The organism is Nocardioidaceae bacterium SCSIO 66511 (assembly GCA_023100825.1).
Taxonomy (GTDB): Bacteria; Actinomycetota; Actinomycetes; order Propionibacteriales; family Nocardioidaceae; genus Solicola.
In genome coordinates this window covers 1,948,591-1,965,666 of record CP095846.1, presented here as the reverse complement: position 1 = coordinate 1,965,666, position 17,076 = coordinate 1,948,591, and the positions used below count along the sequence as shown (strand labels likewise).

General features: G+C 65.5%; 16 protein-coding genes. 11 read left to right on the top strand and 5 right to left on the bottom strand.

Features of this window, described 5'->3' with window-relative positions:
• Positions 1 to 193 precede the first annotated feature (193 nt).
• Genes MU582_09225 through MU582_09210 form a run of 4 tightly spaced genes read left to right on the top strand, consistent with a single transcriptional unit; the run spans position 194 to position 4,719 of the window.
• A complete protein-coding gene (locus MU582_09225) occupies positions 194 to 1,183 on the top strand; it encodes a BMP family protein (GenBank protein ID UPK76802.1) in 990 nt (329 codons plus the stop codon).
• A complete protein-coding gene (locus MU582_09220; protein UPK76801.1) occupies positions 1,183 to 2,766 on the top strand; it encodes an ABC transporter ATP-binding protein in 1,584 nt (527 codons plus the stop codon). The genes MU582_09225 and MU582_09220 overlap by 1 nt, the downstream gene beginning before the upstream one ends.
• Positions 2,759 to 3,796 (top strand): ABC transporter permease, encoded by a 1,038-nt coding sequence (locus MU582_09215; protein ID UPK76800.1) that lies wholly within the window; start codon positions 2,759 to 2,761, stop codon positions 3,794 to 3,796. Before MU582_09220 ends, MU582_09215 begins: the two co-directional genes overlap by 8 nt.
• Positions 3,793 to 4,719, top strand: coding sequence for an ABC transporter permease (locus MU582_09210; GenBank protein ID UPK76799.1), 927 nt, complete (start codon positions 3,793 to 3,795; stop codon positions 4,717 to 4,719). Before MU582_09215 ends, MU582_09210 begins: the two co-directional genes overlap by 4 nt.
• Before the next feature lie 112 nt (positions 4,720 to 4,831).
• On the opposite strand, the gene MU582_09205 is transcribed toward MU582_09210, so the two are convergent.
• Both MU582_09205 and MU582_09200 read right to left on the bottom strand, forming a co-directional pair.
• Positions 4,832 to 6,322: a Fic family protein gene (locus MU582_09205; protein UPK76798.1), complete on the bottom strand. Its 1,491-nt coding sequence runs from the start codon at positions 6,320 to 6,322 to the stop codon at positions 4,832 to 4,834.
• Positions 6,323 to 6,538: 216 nt separating this feature from the next.
• Positions 6,539 to 7,375 carry an FCD domain-containing protein gene (locus MU582_09200; GenBank protein ID UPK76797.1) on the bottom strand — a complete coding sequence of 279 codons (837 nt, stop codon included), beginning with the start codon at positions 7,373 to 7,375 and terminating at the stop codon, positions 6,539 to 6,541.
• On the opposite strand from MU582_09200, the gene MU582_09195 reads away from it, so the two are divergent.
• The 3 genes from MU582_09195 to MU582_09185 are packed head-to-tail and all read left to right on the top strand — an operon-like array spanning position 7,374 to position 10,651.
• Positions 7,374 to 8,297 (top strand): proline iminopeptidase-family hydrolase, encoded by a 924-nt coding sequence (locus tag MU582_09195; protein UPK76796.1) that lies wholly within the window; start codon positions 7,374 to 7,376, stop codon positions 8,295 to 8,297. The two genes, MU582_09200 and MU582_09195, sit on opposite strands and share 2 nt — an antisense overlap.
• 31 nt (positions 8,298 to 8,328) lie before the next feature.
• Positions 8,329 to 9,735, top strand: coding sequence for an APC family permease (locus MU582_09190; GenBank protein UPK76795.1), 1,407 nt, complete (start codon positions 8,329 to 8,331; stop codon positions 9,733 to 9,735).
• Positions 9,728 to 10,651: an acetamidase/formamidase family protein gene (locus MU582_09185; protein UPK76794.1), complete on the top strand. Its 924-nt coding sequence runs from the start codon at positions 9,728 to 9,730 to the stop codon at positions 10,649 to 10,651. Before MU582_09190 ends, MU582_09185 begins: the two co-directional genes overlap by 8 nt.
• Positions 10,652 to 10,957: 306 nt before the next feature.
• On the opposite strand, the gene MU582_09180 is transcribed toward MU582_09185, so the two are convergent.
• Positions 10,958 to 11,335 (bottom strand): hypothetical protein, encoded by a 378-nt coding sequence (locus MU582_09180; GenBank protein ID UPK76793.1) that lies wholly within the window; start codon positions 11,333 to 11,335, stop codon positions 10,958 to 10,960.
• Between the two features lie 95 nt (positions 11,336 to 11,430).
• Here MU582_09180 and MU582_09175 point away from each other — a divergent pair, with 95 nt between their 5' ends.
• The 4 genes from MU582_09175 to MU582_09160 are packed head-to-tail and all read left to right on the top strand — an operon-like array spanning position 11,431 to position 15,517.
• The gene (locus tag MU582_09175) at positions 11,431 to 12,528 is read left to right on the top strand and encodes an iron ABC transporter permease (GenBank protein UPK76792.1); all 1,098 of its coding nucleotides are present in this window, start codon (positions 11,431 to 11,433) and stop codon (positions 12,526 to 12,528) included.
• A complete protein-coding gene (locus tag MU582_09170; GenBank protein ID UPK76791.1) occupies positions 12,528 to 13,415 on the top strand; it encodes an ABC transporter ATP-binding protein in 888 nt (295 codons plus the stop codon). Before MU582_09175 ends, MU582_09170 begins: the two co-directional genes overlap by 1 nt.
• Positions 13,402 to 14,313 (top strand): ABC transporter substrate-binding protein, encoded by a 912-nt coding sequence (locus tag MU582_09165; GenBank protein UPK76790.1) that lies wholly within the window; start codon positions 13,402 to 13,404, stop codon positions 14,311 to 14,313. Before MU582_09170 ends, MU582_09165 begins: the two co-directional genes overlap by 14 nt.
• Positions 14,297 to 15,517, top strand: coding sequence for an MFS transporter (locus MU582_09160; protein ID UPK76789.1), 1,221 nt, complete (start codon positions 14,297 to 14,299; stop codon positions 15,515 to 15,517). The genes MU582_09165 and MU582_09160 overlap by 17 nt, the downstream gene beginning before the upstream one ends.
• A gap of 51 nt (positions 15,518 to 15,568) precedes the next feature.
• Here MU582_09160 and MU582_09155 read toward each other — a convergent pair whose 3' ends face one another.
• A complete protein-coding gene (locus MU582_09155) occupies positions 15,569 to 16,465 on the bottom strand; it encodes a hydroxymethylglutaryl-CoA lyase (GenBank protein ID UPK76788.1) in 897 nt (298 codons plus the stop codon).
• On the bottom strand, positions 16,462 to 17,070 hold the full coding sequence (locus tag MU582_09150; protein UPK76787.1) for an isochorismatase family protein: 609 nt from the start codon (positions 17,068 to 17,070) through the stop codon (positions 16,462 to 16,464). Before MU582_09150 ends, MU582_09155 begins: the two co-directional genes overlap by 4 nt.
• Positions 17,071 to 17,076 lie beyond the last annotated feature (6 nt).

Below are 17,076 nucleotides of genomic sequence, written 5' to 3'. Positions count from 1 at the left end.
GCGGCACACCCCGACCGGCCGGCGCACCGGCGGAGTTCGTCTGTCGGTTGTTCGTCAAGTTCGGCGCCAGCATCTGGCAGAAGTTGACGGTGTGCTTCGAGTCACCTCCCACATACGTTGCGTACAACATCCGATGGAGCCGATGGGGGGGCGGCCACGAGCGCGTCCGAGTGTGACGCGGTGATGAGGGCGCATGCGTCGTAGACGTCTGTTCTGGCCACTGCTGGCGCTGATGCTGATCCTGGTGCCGGCGTGCTCTTCGCTCGTCGAGGACGACTATGACGTACGCATGGCAGGTGTGTTCTCCGGGCCGACGACGGATGCCGACTACAACGCACTCGGTGCGAAGGCACTCGAGGACATCGAGAGCGACTCGGTCAAGATCGCGTACTCGGAGAGCGTCGAGGTCCCCGACGCCGAGCGCGTCATCGAGGAGTACGTCTCCGACGGGTACGACATCGTATGGACCCACGGATCGCAGTTCTACGAGGCCACGGCGGCCGTCGCCCAACGCAATCCGGATGTCACGTTCATCGGCGAGTTCGACGGCAAACCCGAGTCTCAACCCAAGAACGTCTGGGTCCTCGACCGAAACTTCCACACGGTCTTCTACCCGCTCGGCACGATGGCAGCCAACCTGTCGGAGACCGGCCAGGTCGGCTACCTCGGCGGACTGTCGCTTCCCTTTTCGTACGCAGAGGTCAACGCCGTCGAACAGGGCATCAAGGACTCGGGCAAGGACGTCGAGTTGAGACGGGTGTGGACCGGCGACTTCAACGACACCATCCGGGCGCAACAGCTCACGTCCCAGCTCATCTCCGACGGAAGCGACGTCATCCTCACGTCGCTGAACCTCGCTGTGGTCGGCGCCTTCCAGGCGGTCAAGGAGGAAGACCCCGGCGACGCATGGATCTCGGTCAAGTACACGAACAAGTCGGCGAACGGCCCCGACCATTACGCCGCGTCCGTCGTCTACGACTTCACCGGGCCGATCGAGGAGATACGTAAGCAGATCGACGACGGCAAGCGTTCTGGCTACTACCAGATGAACTTCGGTACGGGCGCGAGTATCGACCTCGGGGACGCCTTGCCCGACGACGTACGAAAAGCCACCGAAGAAGCCATCAACGGCGTCGAGAGCGGCGACATAGAGGTTGAGCTCGACCAGACGGAGGGTTCGTGATGACTCCCCCACCGCGCCTCGAGATGCGCGAGATCATCAAGAAGTTCGGGTCCGTCACGGCTCTGGACGGCGTCGACCTGCACGTCGCACCCAGCGAGGTGCACGGGCTACTCGGCGGCAACGGCGCCGGGAAGACGACCCTGATGAACGTCCTGTACGGGCTGTACAAAGCCGACTCCGGCACCGTTTCGATCGACGGCGTACAAGTCGACATCTCATCACCGCGCGACGCGATCGACGTACGTGTCGGGATGGTGCACCAGACGTTCCTGCAGGTGGAGTCCTACTCCGTACTCGACAACATCGTCCTCGGCACGCGGCAACCCGGTGCGCTGCGAGTCGACACTGCTCCTGCCCGCGCCGAAATCGTCGAGCTGAGCGAACGGTTCGGGCTCGCCGTCGACCCGGACGCGATCATCGAGGACCTACCGGTCGGCGTACGTCAGCGGGTAGAGATCTTGAAAGCCCTCTACCGACGCTCGAAAGTCCTGGTCTTCGACGAGCCGACGACCAACCTCACTCCGCAGGAGGTCGATGACCTCTTCGAGTCACTGCGTGCGATGGTCGACGACGGGATGAGCGTCATCCTGATCACACACAAGATCCGCGAGACGATGCAGGTCTGCGACCGGATGACCGTGATGCGCGAGGGCCGTCGTGTCGCAACGTACGATCGCGCGAACACGAGCCCAGAAGAGCTCGCGTCGGCGATGATCGGCGAGTCGGTCGATGACACCGGCGACGAGGAAAGCGCAACCGTCGTCGCGACCGGAGTCGTCGAGGCCACCGACGTGGCGACCGGTGGAGAATCGGTCAGTGACCGCGCGGTCGCCGTGGAAGCTGCCCGCCTGACCGTACGCAACGACCACGGTGTGCGCCTGATCGACGGCCTAGACCTCACCCTCGACGAAGGCGAATGCGTCGGAATTGCAGGCGTATCCGGCAACGGCCAAGTGGAGCTCGCCGAAGCGCTCGCCGGCGTACGCGTGGCCGAGCACGGCACCGTCCACGTCGGCGGCGCCGACCTGACCGGTGCGCCGACCGCACGGTGGTTGCGCAGCGGCGTTGCGTACGTACCCGAGGACCGGCATCGCGACGGCATTCTGCCGACCTCCAGCATCACCGAGAATCTCCTGCTCGGATCGCAGTCCAGCAACAAGATCAAGCGATACGGCCTGATCGACTGGCGGAAGGCGCGTGCACGAGCCGTCGAGACGATCGAACGGTTCTCCGTACGCGCGAGCGGGCCGTCCGCGCAGGCCGGTGATCTGTCCGGCGGCAACATTCAGCGGGTCATCCTCGCCCGTGCATTCGCACACGAGCCGAAGCTGTTGATCCTGCACAACCCGACGCGCGGTCTCGATCTGCATTCGACCCAGTTCGTCTACGAGCAGGTACGCGCGGCGATGGATGACGGCTGCGCCGTGCTCGTGCTGTCCGAGGACCTCGACGAGGTCGTCACGCTGTCGGACCGAGTGTTCGCGTTGTATGCCGGTCGGTTCACCGGTGAATGGCCGCGCGGAGCCGTCGACCCGTATGTGGTCGGCCGCGCGATGACCGGATTGGAGCACTCCGATGCATGAGTCTCGCGCTTCGCGCATCGCATGGGCTGTGGTGCCGTACACGCTCTCGGTGATCGCCGCACTGGTGGTCGGCGGGCTTCTCATCGTGGCACTCGGCAACGATCCGATGGCAGCCTTCAAGTCGGTAGTGACCACGTCATTCTCGACATCGTTCGGCTTCGTCGAGACGTTGCATAAGTGGGTCCCGATTGCCTTATGTGCTTTCGCTTTCACGATTCCCCTGGCGTCGGGCAAGTTCAACATCGGAACCGAAGGCCAACTGCTGATCGGAGCAACTACCGGTGTCGCCGTCGGCATCACGTTCTCCGACCTGCCCGGCGTCGTACTGCTTCCAGCGGTCATCATCGCGGGTGTGCTCGGCGGCGCCGTGTGGGCCGGTATCGCGGCAGTGCTCCTGGTGCGGTTCGGCGTCAACGAGATCCTCAGCACGGTCCTGCTGAACTTCGTGTCGTTCGAGGTGATCGACTATGTGGCGTCCGAAACCTGGCCGGACGTCGGCGCAGGACATCCGGCCACGACACCCATCGGCGACGGCGGGATGCTCCCGGGCATCGGTGAGCCGGCAATGCACACCGGTGTACTCGTTGCGCTGGTACTCAGCATCGCGATCGGGGTCTCGATGCGCAGCACCACATCTGGGTTCGACCTCCGCGCGGTCGGCGCGAACGCACGAGCATCGCTCGTCCACGGCGTACGAACGCGTCGGCTGACTCTTGGCGGCCTGATCCTGGGTGGTGCAGTCGCCGGTCTTGCCGGTGCGATCGAGGTCGCCGGCGTCCACGGCAACATGCTCGAGGGCATGCAGTCGAACTTCCTGATCCTCGGCATCATCGTCGGGTTGATGGCACGCGGCCATGCGGTGGCCGTTCCGCTCGTCGCCTTCGGCATCGCGGTCCTCGAAGTCGGAGCGAGCGCCATGCAACGGAGCGCTCAGGTGCCGGTCGAAGTAGTGCTGATCGTCGAGGCGTTGATCCTCATCTTCCTTCTGTTGAGCGATGTCGTACGTGATCGCGTGAGGAGCGCAGCATGAACGAGGTAGTCGACTTCATTGCGTTGATGATCCCGGCGATGGTGCCGTTCCTCCTTGCCGCCCAGGGCACCGTACTCAGCGGTCGCGCCGGCATCTTCAACGTCTCGCAGGAAGGCGTCATGGTGCTCGGCGCATCGGTGGGCTTCCTGGCCAGCTTCGAGGTCGGAAGCAACACGGTCGGACTACTCGTCGCTGCGGCCGTCGGCGGCCTCTTCGGACTCGTACTCGCGTACACCAGCACGGCGCTGCGACTCGACCAGTTCGTCGTGGGCCTGGCGCTCTACTTCGCGTCGCTCGGCCTGGCGACCCTGCTCTACCGTGTGGTGATCGGCGTGACGCTCGAACCGCCGCTCATCCCGACCCTCACCGACTACCCGATCCCGCTGCTGTCGAAGATCCCCGAGATCGGGCCGGCGCTGTTCGACCACGACCTTGTCGTCTACTTCGCGTTCCTGCTCTCGGGCGGGCTGTACTGGTTCCTCTACCGTACGAATGCGGGGCTGAAGTTCCGTTCGGTCGGAGAAAACCCGAAGGCCGCAGACAGCCTCGGCATCAAGGTCAACGCCACACGCATCTACGCGGGCGTCGCCGGCAGCGCGCTCGTCGCCATGGGCGGCGCGTACCTGCCGATGGTCTACACGGGCACGTTCACCGAAGGGCTGGTCGGCGGGCGTGGGTGGCTCGTGATCGCGCTAGCCTTCCTCGGTGGCTGGCGCCCGCACTACGTCGTTGCCGGCGCAGCGTTCTTCGCCGGAATGGACGTACTCGCACTGCGCGCACAGGTCGCGGACATCGCGATCCCCCATCAGTTCGTGCTGATGCTTCCGTACGTCGCGACCCTGATCGTGATGATCTTCGCCTTCCGCTGGGCGCGGCAGCCGGCGTTCCTGGGCAAGAACTACGACCGCGAGAGCCGACTGTGACTGCGCGACATCGCAGGTTGGCCTGGCCGGGTCAGGCTCCTTCCCCAATGAGCCGGCGCTCAGCGATCTGAGGTCTTCCATCGAGCGCATCGACGGCACAGCCGACGAAGCCTCAACGCCGGCGGCGCCACGGCGCGGTGACTTCGTTGGACAGATGCGACCCACGAATCCGGAGGCGGTCACCGCTCTCAGGTTCGTTGAACGCATTCGCCTCCTCCAGCTGCTCACGCATCTGGTTGTAGCCCGAGAAGTCGATGCTCGCCGTGAAGTCGTGGGCGTACCGCATTGCCTTGATGAACACCGACGAGTCTCCCCGTCGCGACAGCATTCGTAGCCCGTCAAGGTAGTCGGTACGGAAGACGGTCGGGACGATGATGCGGCTCTGCGCACCGATATCGAGTTCGGCAGCCATCATGGCTCGCGCAACTCGCCCATTGCCATCGTCGAACGGATGCACCTCGGCGATCACAAAGGCAATGTAGACGGCACGCTCCCATGCCGTATCGAGGTGCTCCCGTAGGGCAAAACCGGCCGCAAGGGTTCCACGTACCAAGGTCGGTTCGACGAAGGTCGTGCCACCAGCCCGATTGGCGCGCTGCTTGAACTCGCCCGGCCGGACCTCCGGACGCCCTTCCATGATCCGGCGATGCCGCCGCCGCACCGTCTCCTCGAAGTCGGCGGCATCGCGTACAGCGACCCGCATCTCCGAGGTGTCGGCAAGGAGGCGGTACGTACCGATGATGTCGTGTGCGTCTTGTGGCCGCGCCTGAGGGATCTCGCCATCGAACACGATCTGAGCGGCTTCGTCGAAGTCGAACTCCGTGCCCTCGATGAAGTTCGAGAAGTACGCCTCTGCGAATGGCTCGAAGCGTACGAGCTCCGGTTCGGGTGCGGGCCGACTCTGCGGGGCCGCCCTAGATAGCGCGTTGACCAGGCTCTCGAACAGCTCGACTCTCCCCTGGTCGACGGGGATGCCTGTCGAACGGGATGCAAGGGCGGGGCTTGCCGTCGTCACGTTACGCGTAGCGAGTGCAAGGCCGACGAGCTCATCGAGACGCGCCAATCTCCCGGCCGGTACAGCGAGTACGTCAGCAAGGTCCTTCGCCCGCTGCCGGTGCTCCGCCAGGCGTTGCTCGCCTTCGTTACGGCAGATCCGATCGACCCAGTCGCCGAGCTCCCGGTCATCGAGGGTGCGAGCGACACCCGTACGCTGCCGAGACTCTCGAGTGTTCTCTGCGAGGCCGCGAGCGGCCGACGCGAGGTGAAGGCCGCCCGGAAGTGGAACGTCATCGGCCTGTGGCCCAGCGCCGCGACGTGCTCGTACGCGAAGACCCGGCAACGTCGCATCGCGGGCACGAGCCTCACGTGCGAGGTAGAGAACCCCGTCGACTGGGCCGCCCGACGGCGCCGACCTGTCGGTGATCACGGCGTTGGGGAACAGTCGACCGACAATGGTGTGCCACTCTCGGCGCACCACCTCGGCCGGATCGTTTCCGGTTCGTACGTAGACGCCCGCTGCGACGCGCTGCAACGACCCACGCCCGACCATCGCACTGATGGTGGACGCCGGCAGGTCACCGCTGAACACGAGCACACTATCCACGAAGAACTCCGCTAACTACGTATTTTTACGTACTTAGTATCGCAGATGTCGTACTTTTGCGCACTTAACAACCGGTCTCGACGAGTCCGAACGCGACAAGTCCGACGACGCGCCCACCCGGTCGGCTGCCCGAACGTGGACTCCGAACCTGTACGCATGAGCGCCTCTGGGGTGGACGACGCGTCACAGGCAAAGAGGCGGAGACAACCCGTTCGGCTACCCCTTGCGTACCTGCTCGAGCGCCGAGCGAAGGGTAAGCGCAGTGATACGGAAGTGGTGCACCGCGATGTCATTGGCGCGTCCATGATCGCCTTCGCATACGGCATCAGCGAGCTGGCGGTGCTCGGCGAGCGCGAGCGCGTAGAACTCCTCGGTGTACGGCTCGGAGTCAAAGCCAAGCGTCGCTTCGGCCGTGAGTCGCCGACTCAACTCAGCGAGATGTCGGTTACGCGCTGTAGTCGCTATGCGGGCATGGAATCGTCTGTCGATTCGCCGCGCGAGAGACATATCGTCGGTAGCGGACGCGAACTCGCTCATCAGCGACCGCAGTTCGGCACGGTCGATTTCGGTACAACGCTGCGCTGCGGTGCGCGCGATCATCCCCTCGACCTGACAGCGATAATCGAAGAGGTCCTCCATATCGGGAAGGTTCGACTCGAGCGCACGACGCGCAGCTTCCGGCGCCAGTTCTTTCCATGATTTTCGGGTCACGAACGTGCCGCCGGCGCGCCCCCGCCGCGATTCGAGGAGTCCGAGGTCGACGATCTGAGTGATGGCCTGGCGGAGGGTCGCCCGGCTCACGCCGAGCATCGGGGCGAGGTCACGTTCGGCCGGCAATGCATCGCCCGGCGAGTACACGCCGACAGCAATGGCCGTGACGAGTTTGTCGTAGACCTGCTGCACCGCCGACAGCTTCTGCACGCCCCCGAGCTCGACGGGCGGGCCGTCACGCTCCGTCATATCCCCGCCTTTTCCATCAAAGGTATTGTCACCAGACCTTTTAGGTGTTTCACTATCGCCTGTTTGTGAATTCAGATCGTACGGGAGCGCCATGACCAGCACGGGCAACGCGGTGACGACCGGCGAGATGCCATTCCGCGGTCACCGAACGTGGTACCGGATCGCTGGTGATCTGGGGTCCGGCAAGACGCCACTCGTCGTCCTCCATGGCGGCCCGGGCGCCGCACACAACTACTGCCTCGCCATGGCCGACCTCGCCAAGGACGACCGTGCGGTGATCCACTACGACCAGCTCGGCTGTGGCAACAGCACTCATCTCCCCAACGCCGATCCGGCGATGTGGACCATCGACCTCTTCGTCGACGAGCTCGCCCATCTTGTCGAGCACCTCGACATCGCCGACGACTACCATCTCCTCGGGCAGTCCTGGGGCGGCATGCTCGCGCCGGAGTACGTGCTCGCGCATCCAGCGGGCGTACGCAGCCTCACGCTCTGCAACAGCCCGGCGTCGATGCCGCTGTGGCTCAAGGCTGCGAACGAGCTACGCGCGCAACTGCCCTCCGAGGTGCAGGCGACGTTGCTCGAGCACGAGCGCGCAGGTACGACCGACGCGCCCGCGTACGCCGAAGCCATGAAGGTCTTCTACGAGCGACACGTATGCCGCATCGTGCCCGAGCCGCCCGACATCGCCGCCAGCTTCGCGCAGATCGATGCTGATCCGACCGTTTACCACACGATGAACGGGCCGAGCGAGTTCCACGTCATCGGCACCCTCAAGGACTGGTCGGTGATCGACCGTCTCCACGAGATCCGCGTCCCGACTCTCGTCGTCGCCGGCGCTCACGACGAGGCGACGCCTGCCACCTGGCAACCGTTCCTCGATCGAATCGATGGCGCACGTGCCCATGTCTTCTCCGACTCCAGCCACATGCCACACGTCGAGGAGCCCGAAGCGTTTCTCGACGTCGTCGGCTCCTTCCTGAACGACGCGGACCGCGGGGACTCCGTCGCATGACCCACCATCACATCACCCGCTAGGACCCTCCATGACCGATCGCTCCCCCACCGCGCCGTCTTCCAACGAACTCGCCGAGTTCGGCTACAAGCAGGAGCTCGACCGTTCGCTGTCGACCCTCGACCTCGTCGTCTACGGCCTCGTCTTCATGGTGCCGATCGCGCCATGGGCGATCTTCGGCGTCGTGTTCAACGAGTCGAAGGGCATGGTGCCGCTGGTCTACCTCATCGGCCTCGTCGCGATGATCTTCACGGCACTCTCGTACGCGCAGATGGCGAAAGCGTTCCCGATCGCCGGGTCGGTCTACTCCTATGTGGGGAGAGGACTGAACGAACACCTCGGGTTCATGTCGGGCTGGACGATCCTGCTCGACTACCTGCTGATCCCGACCCTGCTGTACGTCTTCGCCGCCGAGTCGATGAGCGGCATATTCCCCGACGTACCGAAGTTCATGTGGGTCGTCCTCTTCCTGCTCATCAACACGGCGATCAACTACATCGGCATCTCGTTCACCGCGATCGTGAACCGCTTGTTCCTCATCGGCGAACTCATCTTCGTCGTCATCTTCATCGTCATGGCCGTCGCTGCGATCGCGCAGGGCACCAATGGCGCGGAGTTCTCGATCAAGCCGGTCTTCAACTCGGCCGAGTTCACTCCGGGACTCGCCGCAACGGCTCTCTCGATCGCCGTCTTGAGTTTCCTCGGGTTCGACGGCATCGCCACGCTCAGCGAGGAGGCAAAGCACGGGCGTAAGTCGGCCGGCATTGCGATGGTGTCGGCGCTCGTCCTCGTCGCGACGTTCTTCGTCACCCAGACCTGGCTGGCGGCGTCACTCGTACCCGACAAGACATCGTTCCCCGACGACGAGGCAAACAACGCGTTCTTTTCGATCGTCGAGTCCGTGAGCTCCCATGGCTGGGAGATCGCTTTCCTCTTCGCGAATGCGCTGGCCGTCGGTCTCGCGAACGCAGTCGCTGCCCAGAGCGCGACATCGCGCCTTCTGTTCTCGATGAGTCGCGACGGAAAGCTTCCCGGTTTCCTGTCCCACATCAACAGCAAGACCAAGGTGCCTGAGCGTGCGATCCTGCTCGTCGGCGCGCTCACCTTGATCCTGGGCGTGTTCTTCGTCGGGCAGATCGGACTGATCTCGTCGCTGGTCAACTTCGGCGCGTTGACCAGCTTCCTACTCCTCCACGTCTCCGTCGTCTCGCACTACACGGTACGGACGCGCAGCCGCCGATACTTCCTCCATCTGGTCTCGCCGATCATCGGCTTCTGCATCATCGGGTACGTCCTGTGGAACGCCGAAGCCAACGCGAAGACCGGCGGCTTGGTCTGGCTGGCGATCGGTGTCGTTGTGTTGCTCTACTACCGCTCGAAGGGCACGGGGATTCGGGCCGCCCACGCAGTGGTCGCGCAGGAGGCAAACGATGGCTGAGCATTTCATCGCCAAGAGCGAGAGCGCCACCGGCTTCTCCGCGGACCGCGACCCGGCCCGGCGCGTCGTGGCCGGCGCGGGTGATCGAATCACATTCGAGACCGACGACGCCGCGTACGCAGAAATGGCCGACGTCCTGGACCTGGCGAAGCTGACGTCACCCCTGAACCCGATCACGGGACCGGTCTACGTCGAGGGTGCATCGGTCGGTGACGCACTCGCCGTGACCATCCACGACGTCGACCTCGCGCCGCACGGCTGGTCGGTTTACCTCCCCGGCGCCGGCGCGCTGTCACCGATCATGGGCGACGACATGATCGTACGCAGAATCCCGATCGACAGCGACGGCGTACATCTGAGCGACACCCTCGTCGTCGCACCCGCACCGATGATCGGCTGCATCGGCGTCGCGCCGTCGAGCGGCGAGGCATCGACCGTGATGCCGTCGTATCCGACCGGCGGCAACATGGACCTCACCGACGCACGCCCTGGGACGACCGTCTACCTCCCCGTCCAGGTAGAGGGCGCACTGTTGTCGATCGGCGATATCCACGCCGTGATGAGCCGTGGCGAGTCCTCGTTCGTCGCCATCGAGGCCGCCGGGCGTGCGACGGTTTCGGTCGACGTGCTGCCGGCCGCAGGAATTGACCTCCCGTTCCTCGACACGGGCGAGGAACTCGTGTTCGTCGGGCTCGGAGACCCGGTTCACGAGTCGGTGCGTACCGCGTATGAGGCGGCCTTCCATCACCTCGTCGACGGTAAGGGGTGGGAGCCGATGGACGCGTATGTCGCCATGAGCGCCGTTGCACACACCGAGCTCGGCGGACCGACTGGTTCGGCCGACCCCGATCCGCTGCACCCCCTCCGACCCGTCGGCGCCGTCACACTCACTCGGATCGCGAAGCGGTACGTGTAGGCGGGCGACCACGAGACCGAGCGTGCGTCTACGGACACCTCGCTGCCGTGTGATGCATCGGCAAGAAGGCGAGCTCACACGAGTTGCTCGACCTCTTCTGCCGCACTCGTCTGATGTCGTCGACCCTAGCCTCGAGCGCGCACGATGGATCTATTGATCGCGGCGACTGCGCATGCACATGCGGCACGCCTGTACACCCGCAATGCTGGCGACTTCGTCGGTATCAACGACCTAGTGCAGGTCGTCAGTGTCTAGCCGACGCCAAACTGCTTCGTGCCGGAACCCGCGCGCAAGCGCATCGACGCCTCACACGATCCAGCGAGCTGCGGCCTCGTACGTGTCGGTCGGCTTGCTGTTGAAGGCGATGGCGGCATCCGGCGCATGCGTGCGGATCAGATTCACCACGGTTGCGAGCAGCTCGATCTGATCGTCGGAATGCCTCAATCCGCCGCCCACCGTGACGCAGTCCCAGCGGCGCGAACGCAGCGCGGTGCGTACGACCTCCTCGACATCGTCGCTCCCGTCGAGGCCGATCAAACACGTCTCGATGTCCACCCCATGCCGGGCGAACTCGGCCAGGCCGTCGTCGATCCCGTCGGCGACCGGCTTCGGATCCCATGGCCCCGGAACTCGGTACGGATCCAGCCCGATGACCAAGACCGACGGAGAGGCGGCATCGCTCACGACTCGACGATAACCGGATCACGGACTGCTTCGCGGCGCTTGGATCATCGGGAACCCTTATTGCATGTGAGAGTCATTCTTATTAGAGTGCTCGGGTGCTCCTTCGTACAAATGCCCCGACGGCCGGCACGCCCGGGCAATCTGCGTCCGCCCGCACCGGCGGTCTTCGCAGCTTCGCCGTCTGCGGCATCCTCGCCAGCTGCTTACTTGCTTCGGTTCTGGTCGCGATCGGCACCGGATCGGCGTACGTAGCGGTCTCGGACACCGCGCGTTACCTGTGGGCCGCGATCACGGGCGGCACCGTCGGGTCCGATGAGGCGACGACGTACCAGATCGTCTGGCAGATACGTACGCCGCGCGTGCTGCTGGCCGCTGTCGTCGGTGCCGGGTTGGGAGCCGTCGGCGTGGCGGCGCAGGCGCTGGTACGAAACGCGCTCGCCGACCCGTTCGTACTCGGTATCTCCTCGGGCGCATCCGTCGGTGCTGTGGTCGTTTCGACGTTCGGGCTGCTCGCCGGACTCAGCATCTACGCGGTTTCCACCGGCGCGTTCCTCGGTGCGCTCGCGGCGACCGTTCTGGTGTACGTCGCTGCATCCGGCCGCACCGGAGTCTCGCCGCTACGCCTCGTACTGGTCGGGGTCGCGATGTCGTTCGGGTTCCAGGCCGTCACCAGTGTGCTGATCTACCTCCAACCCTCGTCCGAGGCGACGAGCACCGTGCTGTTCTGGTCGATGGGCAGCTTCGGCGCCGCGACCTGGGATGCACTTCCCCTCGTCGCGGGCGTCACGCTGCTCGGGATCGGCTGGCTCTGGCGACGTAGCCGGACCCTCGACGTACTGGCGCTCGGCGACGAATCCGCCGCGTCGCTGGGCGTCGACGCCGCGCGCAGTCGTACGCTCCTGTTCGGCGTCGCATCGCTGATGACGGCCGCGATGGTGGCGGTCAGCGGCGCGATCGGCTTCGTCGGGCTCATCGTTCCGCACATCGTGCGCCTCGTCGTCGGCGCTGCACATGTACGCGTGCTCGCGGTCGCTCCGCTTGCCGGAGCCGTGCTGATGGTGTGGGTCGACCTCATCTCTCGTACGGTCGCGGCTCCGCGCGAACTGCCGCTCGGCGCGATCACAGCGCTGGTCGGCGTACCGGTGTTCATACTGCTGATGCGGCGTCGCAACTACGTGTTCGCGGGTCGCTGATGGACCTACAGTTCGACGGCCTCGGCGTCATCGCCGACGGCAAGCGCATCGTCGACGCCTTGAGCCTCGACGTCGAAAGAGGCGAGACGGTCGGCATCATCGGACCCAACGGCTCCGGCAAGTCGACGGTCTTGCGCTGCGCGTACCGCGCGTTGCGGCCCACCACCGGAGTCGTGCGCCTCGGCGGCACCGACGTCGCGACGCAGAGCCTTCGACAAAGCGCGTTGAGGCTCGCCGCACTCGCCCAGCAGCACGACACCCATCTCGACTTCACCGCCTGGGAGGTCGTCGCTCTCGGCCGGGCGCCGCACCACCGCGGAAACGAGGCGCTCTCGGACTCGGAGCACGACGTCTGCGCCGATGCCATGCGCAAGCTCGGCGTTCTCGACCTCGCCGATCGCCTCGTCACCACGCTCTCGGGCGGCGAACGCCAACGCGTGCTCATCGCCCGCGCACTCGCCCAAGAGCCGTCGGTGCTCGTTCTCGACGAGCCCACCAACCACCTCGATCTCCGCCATCAGATCGACGTGCTCGAACATCTCGCCACGACGGAGCTCACCATCCTCGTCGTGCTCCACGACCTCAACCTCGCCGCAGCGACGTGCGACCGCCTCGCGGTGATGTCCGAGGGACGACTCGTCGCGTACGGCCAAGTCGAGGACATCCTCACGCCGCACCTCGTACGCGATGTCTTCGGCGTCGACGCAACGCTCGTATGCCATCCACTCACCGGCCAGCCCCAGCTGTTGTACGCCGTTGGCGGCGCTGGACCAGCCAGAAAGGAACACCGCAATGCGGAACCACCACCGGAGACGAACCACGATCGGGCTACTCGCGATCACCTGTCCCCTGTTCGTCGCCTGCGGAGCCGAAGTGAGCGGCGATGAAGGTCGTCGTACGGCCACCGTCGAACGCTGCGGCGAGAAGGTCGAGTACACCGAACCCGAGCGAGCGGTCGTGTACGAAGGGGGCAGTGCCGACAAGATGTTCGCGCTCGGACTCGCCGACCACGTACACGGCTACGTCATGCCGCCCGCGAACCCGCCCGTCGAGGAGTCGCCGTACGCGGACGAGTACGAGAAGGTCGAGTTCCTCGGCGACGATCTGCTCAACCGCGAGCTCGTCGTCGACGCGAACGCCGACTTCGTCGTCGCCGGCTGGGAGTCGGGCTTCAGTATCGATCGCGGCATCACGCCGGAGATCCTCGACGGCCTGAGCATCCAGAGCTTCATGCACGCGGAGTCCTGCTACAACTACCCCGAGCACCCGATCGAGGTGACGCCCTTCGAGGGTCTCTACACCGACCTCGTCCGGCTCGGCGAGATCTTCGGCGTCGAAGACCGCGCCGCCGAGGTGGTCGCCGACTTCAAGAAGCGGGTCGCCGACGTACGCGCGAACGCACCGGAAGGCGACCCCGTGCCGGTGTTCCTGTACGACTCCGGCACCGACCAGCCGTTCACCGCCGGCAACCAGGTGCCGCCCAACGACATCACGCGCTTCGCCGGCGGCCGCAACATCTTCGCCGACCTCGATGAGCGCTGGACGCAGGTGAGTTGGGAGTCCGTCGTGAAGGAACAACCGGAGGTGATCGTCATCCTCGACTACGGCGACCTGCCGGCGAAGAAGAAGATCGACTTCCTGGAGAGCTCGCCGATCACCCGTGACCTCCCCGCCGTGCAGAACGACAACTACTTCATCCTCGACTACAACGAAGGCATCAGTAGCCCGCGCAACATCGACGGGCTCGAGAAGTTCGGGGCGTACCTCCGTGACCTCGACGGCTGAGCCCTCCTCGAAGGTTCCGCGGGGCGAGGCGTACGACCTCAGGCTGCTGTGCCTCGCTGCGGTCGTCGGCCTGCTGCCGTTCACGGTCTACTCCACGCACCTCGTCGACATCGCAGCAGACGTCGGTACGGACGCGAGCGTGCTCGGTGTACTCCGCGGGGTCGGCGGGGTCGCGGCATTCGTGACGGGGGTGGCGGTCGCTCCACTGCTCGACCGGCTCGGACGTACGCGCGGTATCAGCATCTCACTCGGCCTGCTTGCGTTGGTGTCGTTGGCGGCTTCGTACGCCTCGATCGCAACCGCGCTGCTGTTCTGCCTCGGCGTCGGCACGGCGATCGCGATGTTGACGCCGAGCCTGCTCGCTGCAGCCGCGGACCGCCACGCCGACACGGCGCTCGCCGGACGGGCGGCCACGACCGTCACGGCAGCGCAGTCGCTCGGAGCCGTGCTGGCCGGGCCGCTGGTGGGAGTTCTTGCGACGTGGGGTGGCTGGCGCGGTTGCTTGCTCGTGGTCGCCGGTGTCGCCATCGCATTGGCTGGCTGGGTGGTACTCCGCAGACCTCCACAACCGGCCGCGTCGACGGCGCCTCTCACGCACCGTGCGTCGTTCGCCTTGCTCATGCGCGATTCCGTCGCACGGCGGCTCGTGGTGATCGCAACCCTTCGTACGGCCGGCTTGATGGGGTACCTCGCCTATCTCGCCGTGGCGTACACCGAGTATTTCGACACGACGCCACAGCAGGTGACGATGGTGTGGACGATCAGCGGTGCTGGGTTCTTTGTCTCGAACCTCGTCTCCGGTCGCTGGGTCAATGTCGCCGGCAAGAACGCGCGACCGTACGTGTTGCTCACCGCTGGTGTGACGGTGGCGTCGATCGGGACGGTGGTCGTCTTCACGACGACCGAGCTGATCGCGGCACTCGCCTCGACAGCGTTGATAAGCATCGGCCATGCCGCGACCGCCGCCGCGGTGACATCGTTGATCGTCGCGCGCGCGGAGGGCTCGCCGACACAGCTGCTGAGCGTGACCGCAGCCGGGATGAGCCTCGGTGTCTTCATCGGTGCCGGTGCCGGAGGTCTCGGACTCGCGCTCTACGGTCTCACCGGCGCGGGCATCTGTCTGGCCGCCATCACCGCGCTCGCGGGAGTCATCGGGCTGAGTCTCCGGCGTACTGCCAGTCCGCCCGCAAAGTTCGGTGCGTAGTCGTTGGTGCCACGCCCGCAGACCAACGACTACGCACCGAACTCCGCCGAATCAGGTCGCCGGAAAGTCGCCCGCACGGGCGAGTGCGCTGGGCAGCTGTTTGCCGAGTCGGTCCTCCAACCAGGTGGCGGAGTCGATCAGCGAGTTCAGGTCGAGACCGGTGTCGACGCCCATCCGGGCGAACGCGTACGCGAGGTCCTCGGTTGCGACGTTGCCGGTCGCATTCGGCGCAAACGGACACCCTCCGGCGCCGCCGATGCTCGCATCGAGTGTCTGTACGCCAGACTCCAACCCAGCAACGGCATTCGCGACCCCCGTGTTGCGGGTGTCGTGCAGGTGCAGTCGCAATGCGGCGTCATCACCTGCGATCGACCGCGCAACCCCGACGCGTTCCCGTACATCGCTCGGTACGCCCACCCCGATCGTGTCTGCCAATGCGAGCTCATCCGGACCCGTGTCGACGACGCGCGCGATGACGTCGCGCAGTCGGGAGACAGGCACCTCGCCCTCGAACGGGCATCCGAACGATGCACCGATCGTCACCGTGGTGAACAAACCGGCCGTACGCGCCTTCGCCACCAGGCGTGTCGCGATCTCGCACGCCTGCCAGGTCGTCATGTTCTGGTTGCGCTGACAGAACGTGTCGGACGCGACCACGACAACATCGACCTCGTCGACGCCGGCGGCGATCGCACGGTCGAGGCCGCGTTCGTTCATCACCAGGCCCGCAAAGCTGACGCCGTCGACGCGCTCGACCGCCGCCATCACGTCCTCGGCATCGGCAAGCTGGGGCACGGCCTTCGGATGGACGAAGCTGGTGACCTCGACGCGGCGCGCTCCGGCGGCCACCGCGCGAGCCACGAGCTCGACCTTGTCGTCGGTCGACAGGTGCGTCGCCTCGTTTTGGAGGCCGTCGCGAGGTGCGACTTCCAGGATCTGCACCATCATCGATCCTTCAAGTAGGCAACGGCGTTCGCCTCGTCGACGACCTCGGCGTACTTGGCTTGGAGGTCGAACAGGTTCGCCTCGTGCGGTTCGGGCCCGCGGTCGCCGACCGCATCACGCACGACGAGAGGTACGAACCCGTGCTGGATGGCGTCGACCGCACTCGCGCGTACGCAGCCACTCGTACTGACCCCGGTGATCAGGACCGTGTCGACGCGGAGCGCGTTCAGCGTCGATGCCAGGGACGTGCCGAAGAACGCACTCGCGTACTGCTTCACCACGACCAGCTCCTCCGCGAGCGGGGCGACCTCGGGCATGATCCGCCCGAGGTCGCCACCGCCCGCAAGGGCACGCAACGCGGGTACCTTGCGCATGAACACACCGCCGTCGAGCCCTGCGGGGGCGAACTCGACTCGCGTGTGAATCACGGGTACTCCTGCACTGCGCGCCGACCCGACGACCCGAGCCGCCGAATCGAGACAGTCACGCGACGGCAGACAGAACTCGCTGCCGGGCGTGAAGTACGCGGCCATCAGGTCGATCGCGAGTACGGCCGGGCGCTCGCCTGGCGTCAACGTGCCCGCGAAACCTGAAGCATGGACAGTCATCTGCGG

Coding starts and splice junctions, on each gene's coding strand:
- MU582_09210 (UPK76799.1), top strand. CDS start 3,793: ATGAACGAGGTAGTCGACTTCATTGCGTTGATGATCCCGGCGATGGTG.
- MU582_09220 (UPK76801.1), top strand. CDS start 1,183: ATGACTCCCCCACCGCGCCTCGAGATGCGCGAGATCATCAAGAAGTTC.
- MU582_09225 (UPK76802.1), top strand. CDS start 194: ATGCGTCGTAGACGTCTGTTCTGGCCACTGCTGGCGCTGATGCTGATC.
- MU582_09200 (UPK76797.1), bottom strand. CDS start 7,375: ATGGCGCTCCCGTACGATCTGAATTCACAAACAGGCGATAGTGAAACA.
- MU582_09155 (UPK76788.1), bottom strand. CDS start 16,465: ATGATGGTGCAGATCCTGGAAGTCGCACCTCGCGACGGCCTCCAAAAC.
- MU582_09195 (UPK76796.1), top strand. CDS start 7,374: ATGACCAGCACGGGCAACGCGGTGACGACCGGCGAGATGCCATTCCGC.
- MU582_09185 (UPK76794.1), top strand. CDS start 9,728: ATGGCTGAGCATTTCATCGCCAAGAGCGAGAGCGCCACCGGCTTCTCC.
- MU582_09170 (UPK76791.1), top strand. CDS start 12,528: ATGGACCTACAGTTCGACGGCCTCGGCGTCATCGCCGACGGCAAGCGC.
- MU582_09150 (UPK76787.1), bottom strand. CDS start 17,070: ATGACTGTCCATGCTTCAGGTTTCGCGGGCACGTTGACGCCAGGCGAG.
- MU582_09190 (UPK76795.1), top strand. CDS start 8,329: ATGACCGATCGCTCCCCCACCGCGCCGTCTTCCAACGAACTCGCCGAG.
- MU582_09215 (UPK76800.1), top strand. CDS start 2,759: ATGCATGAGTCTCGCGCTTCGCGCATCGCATGGGCTGTGGTGCCGTAC.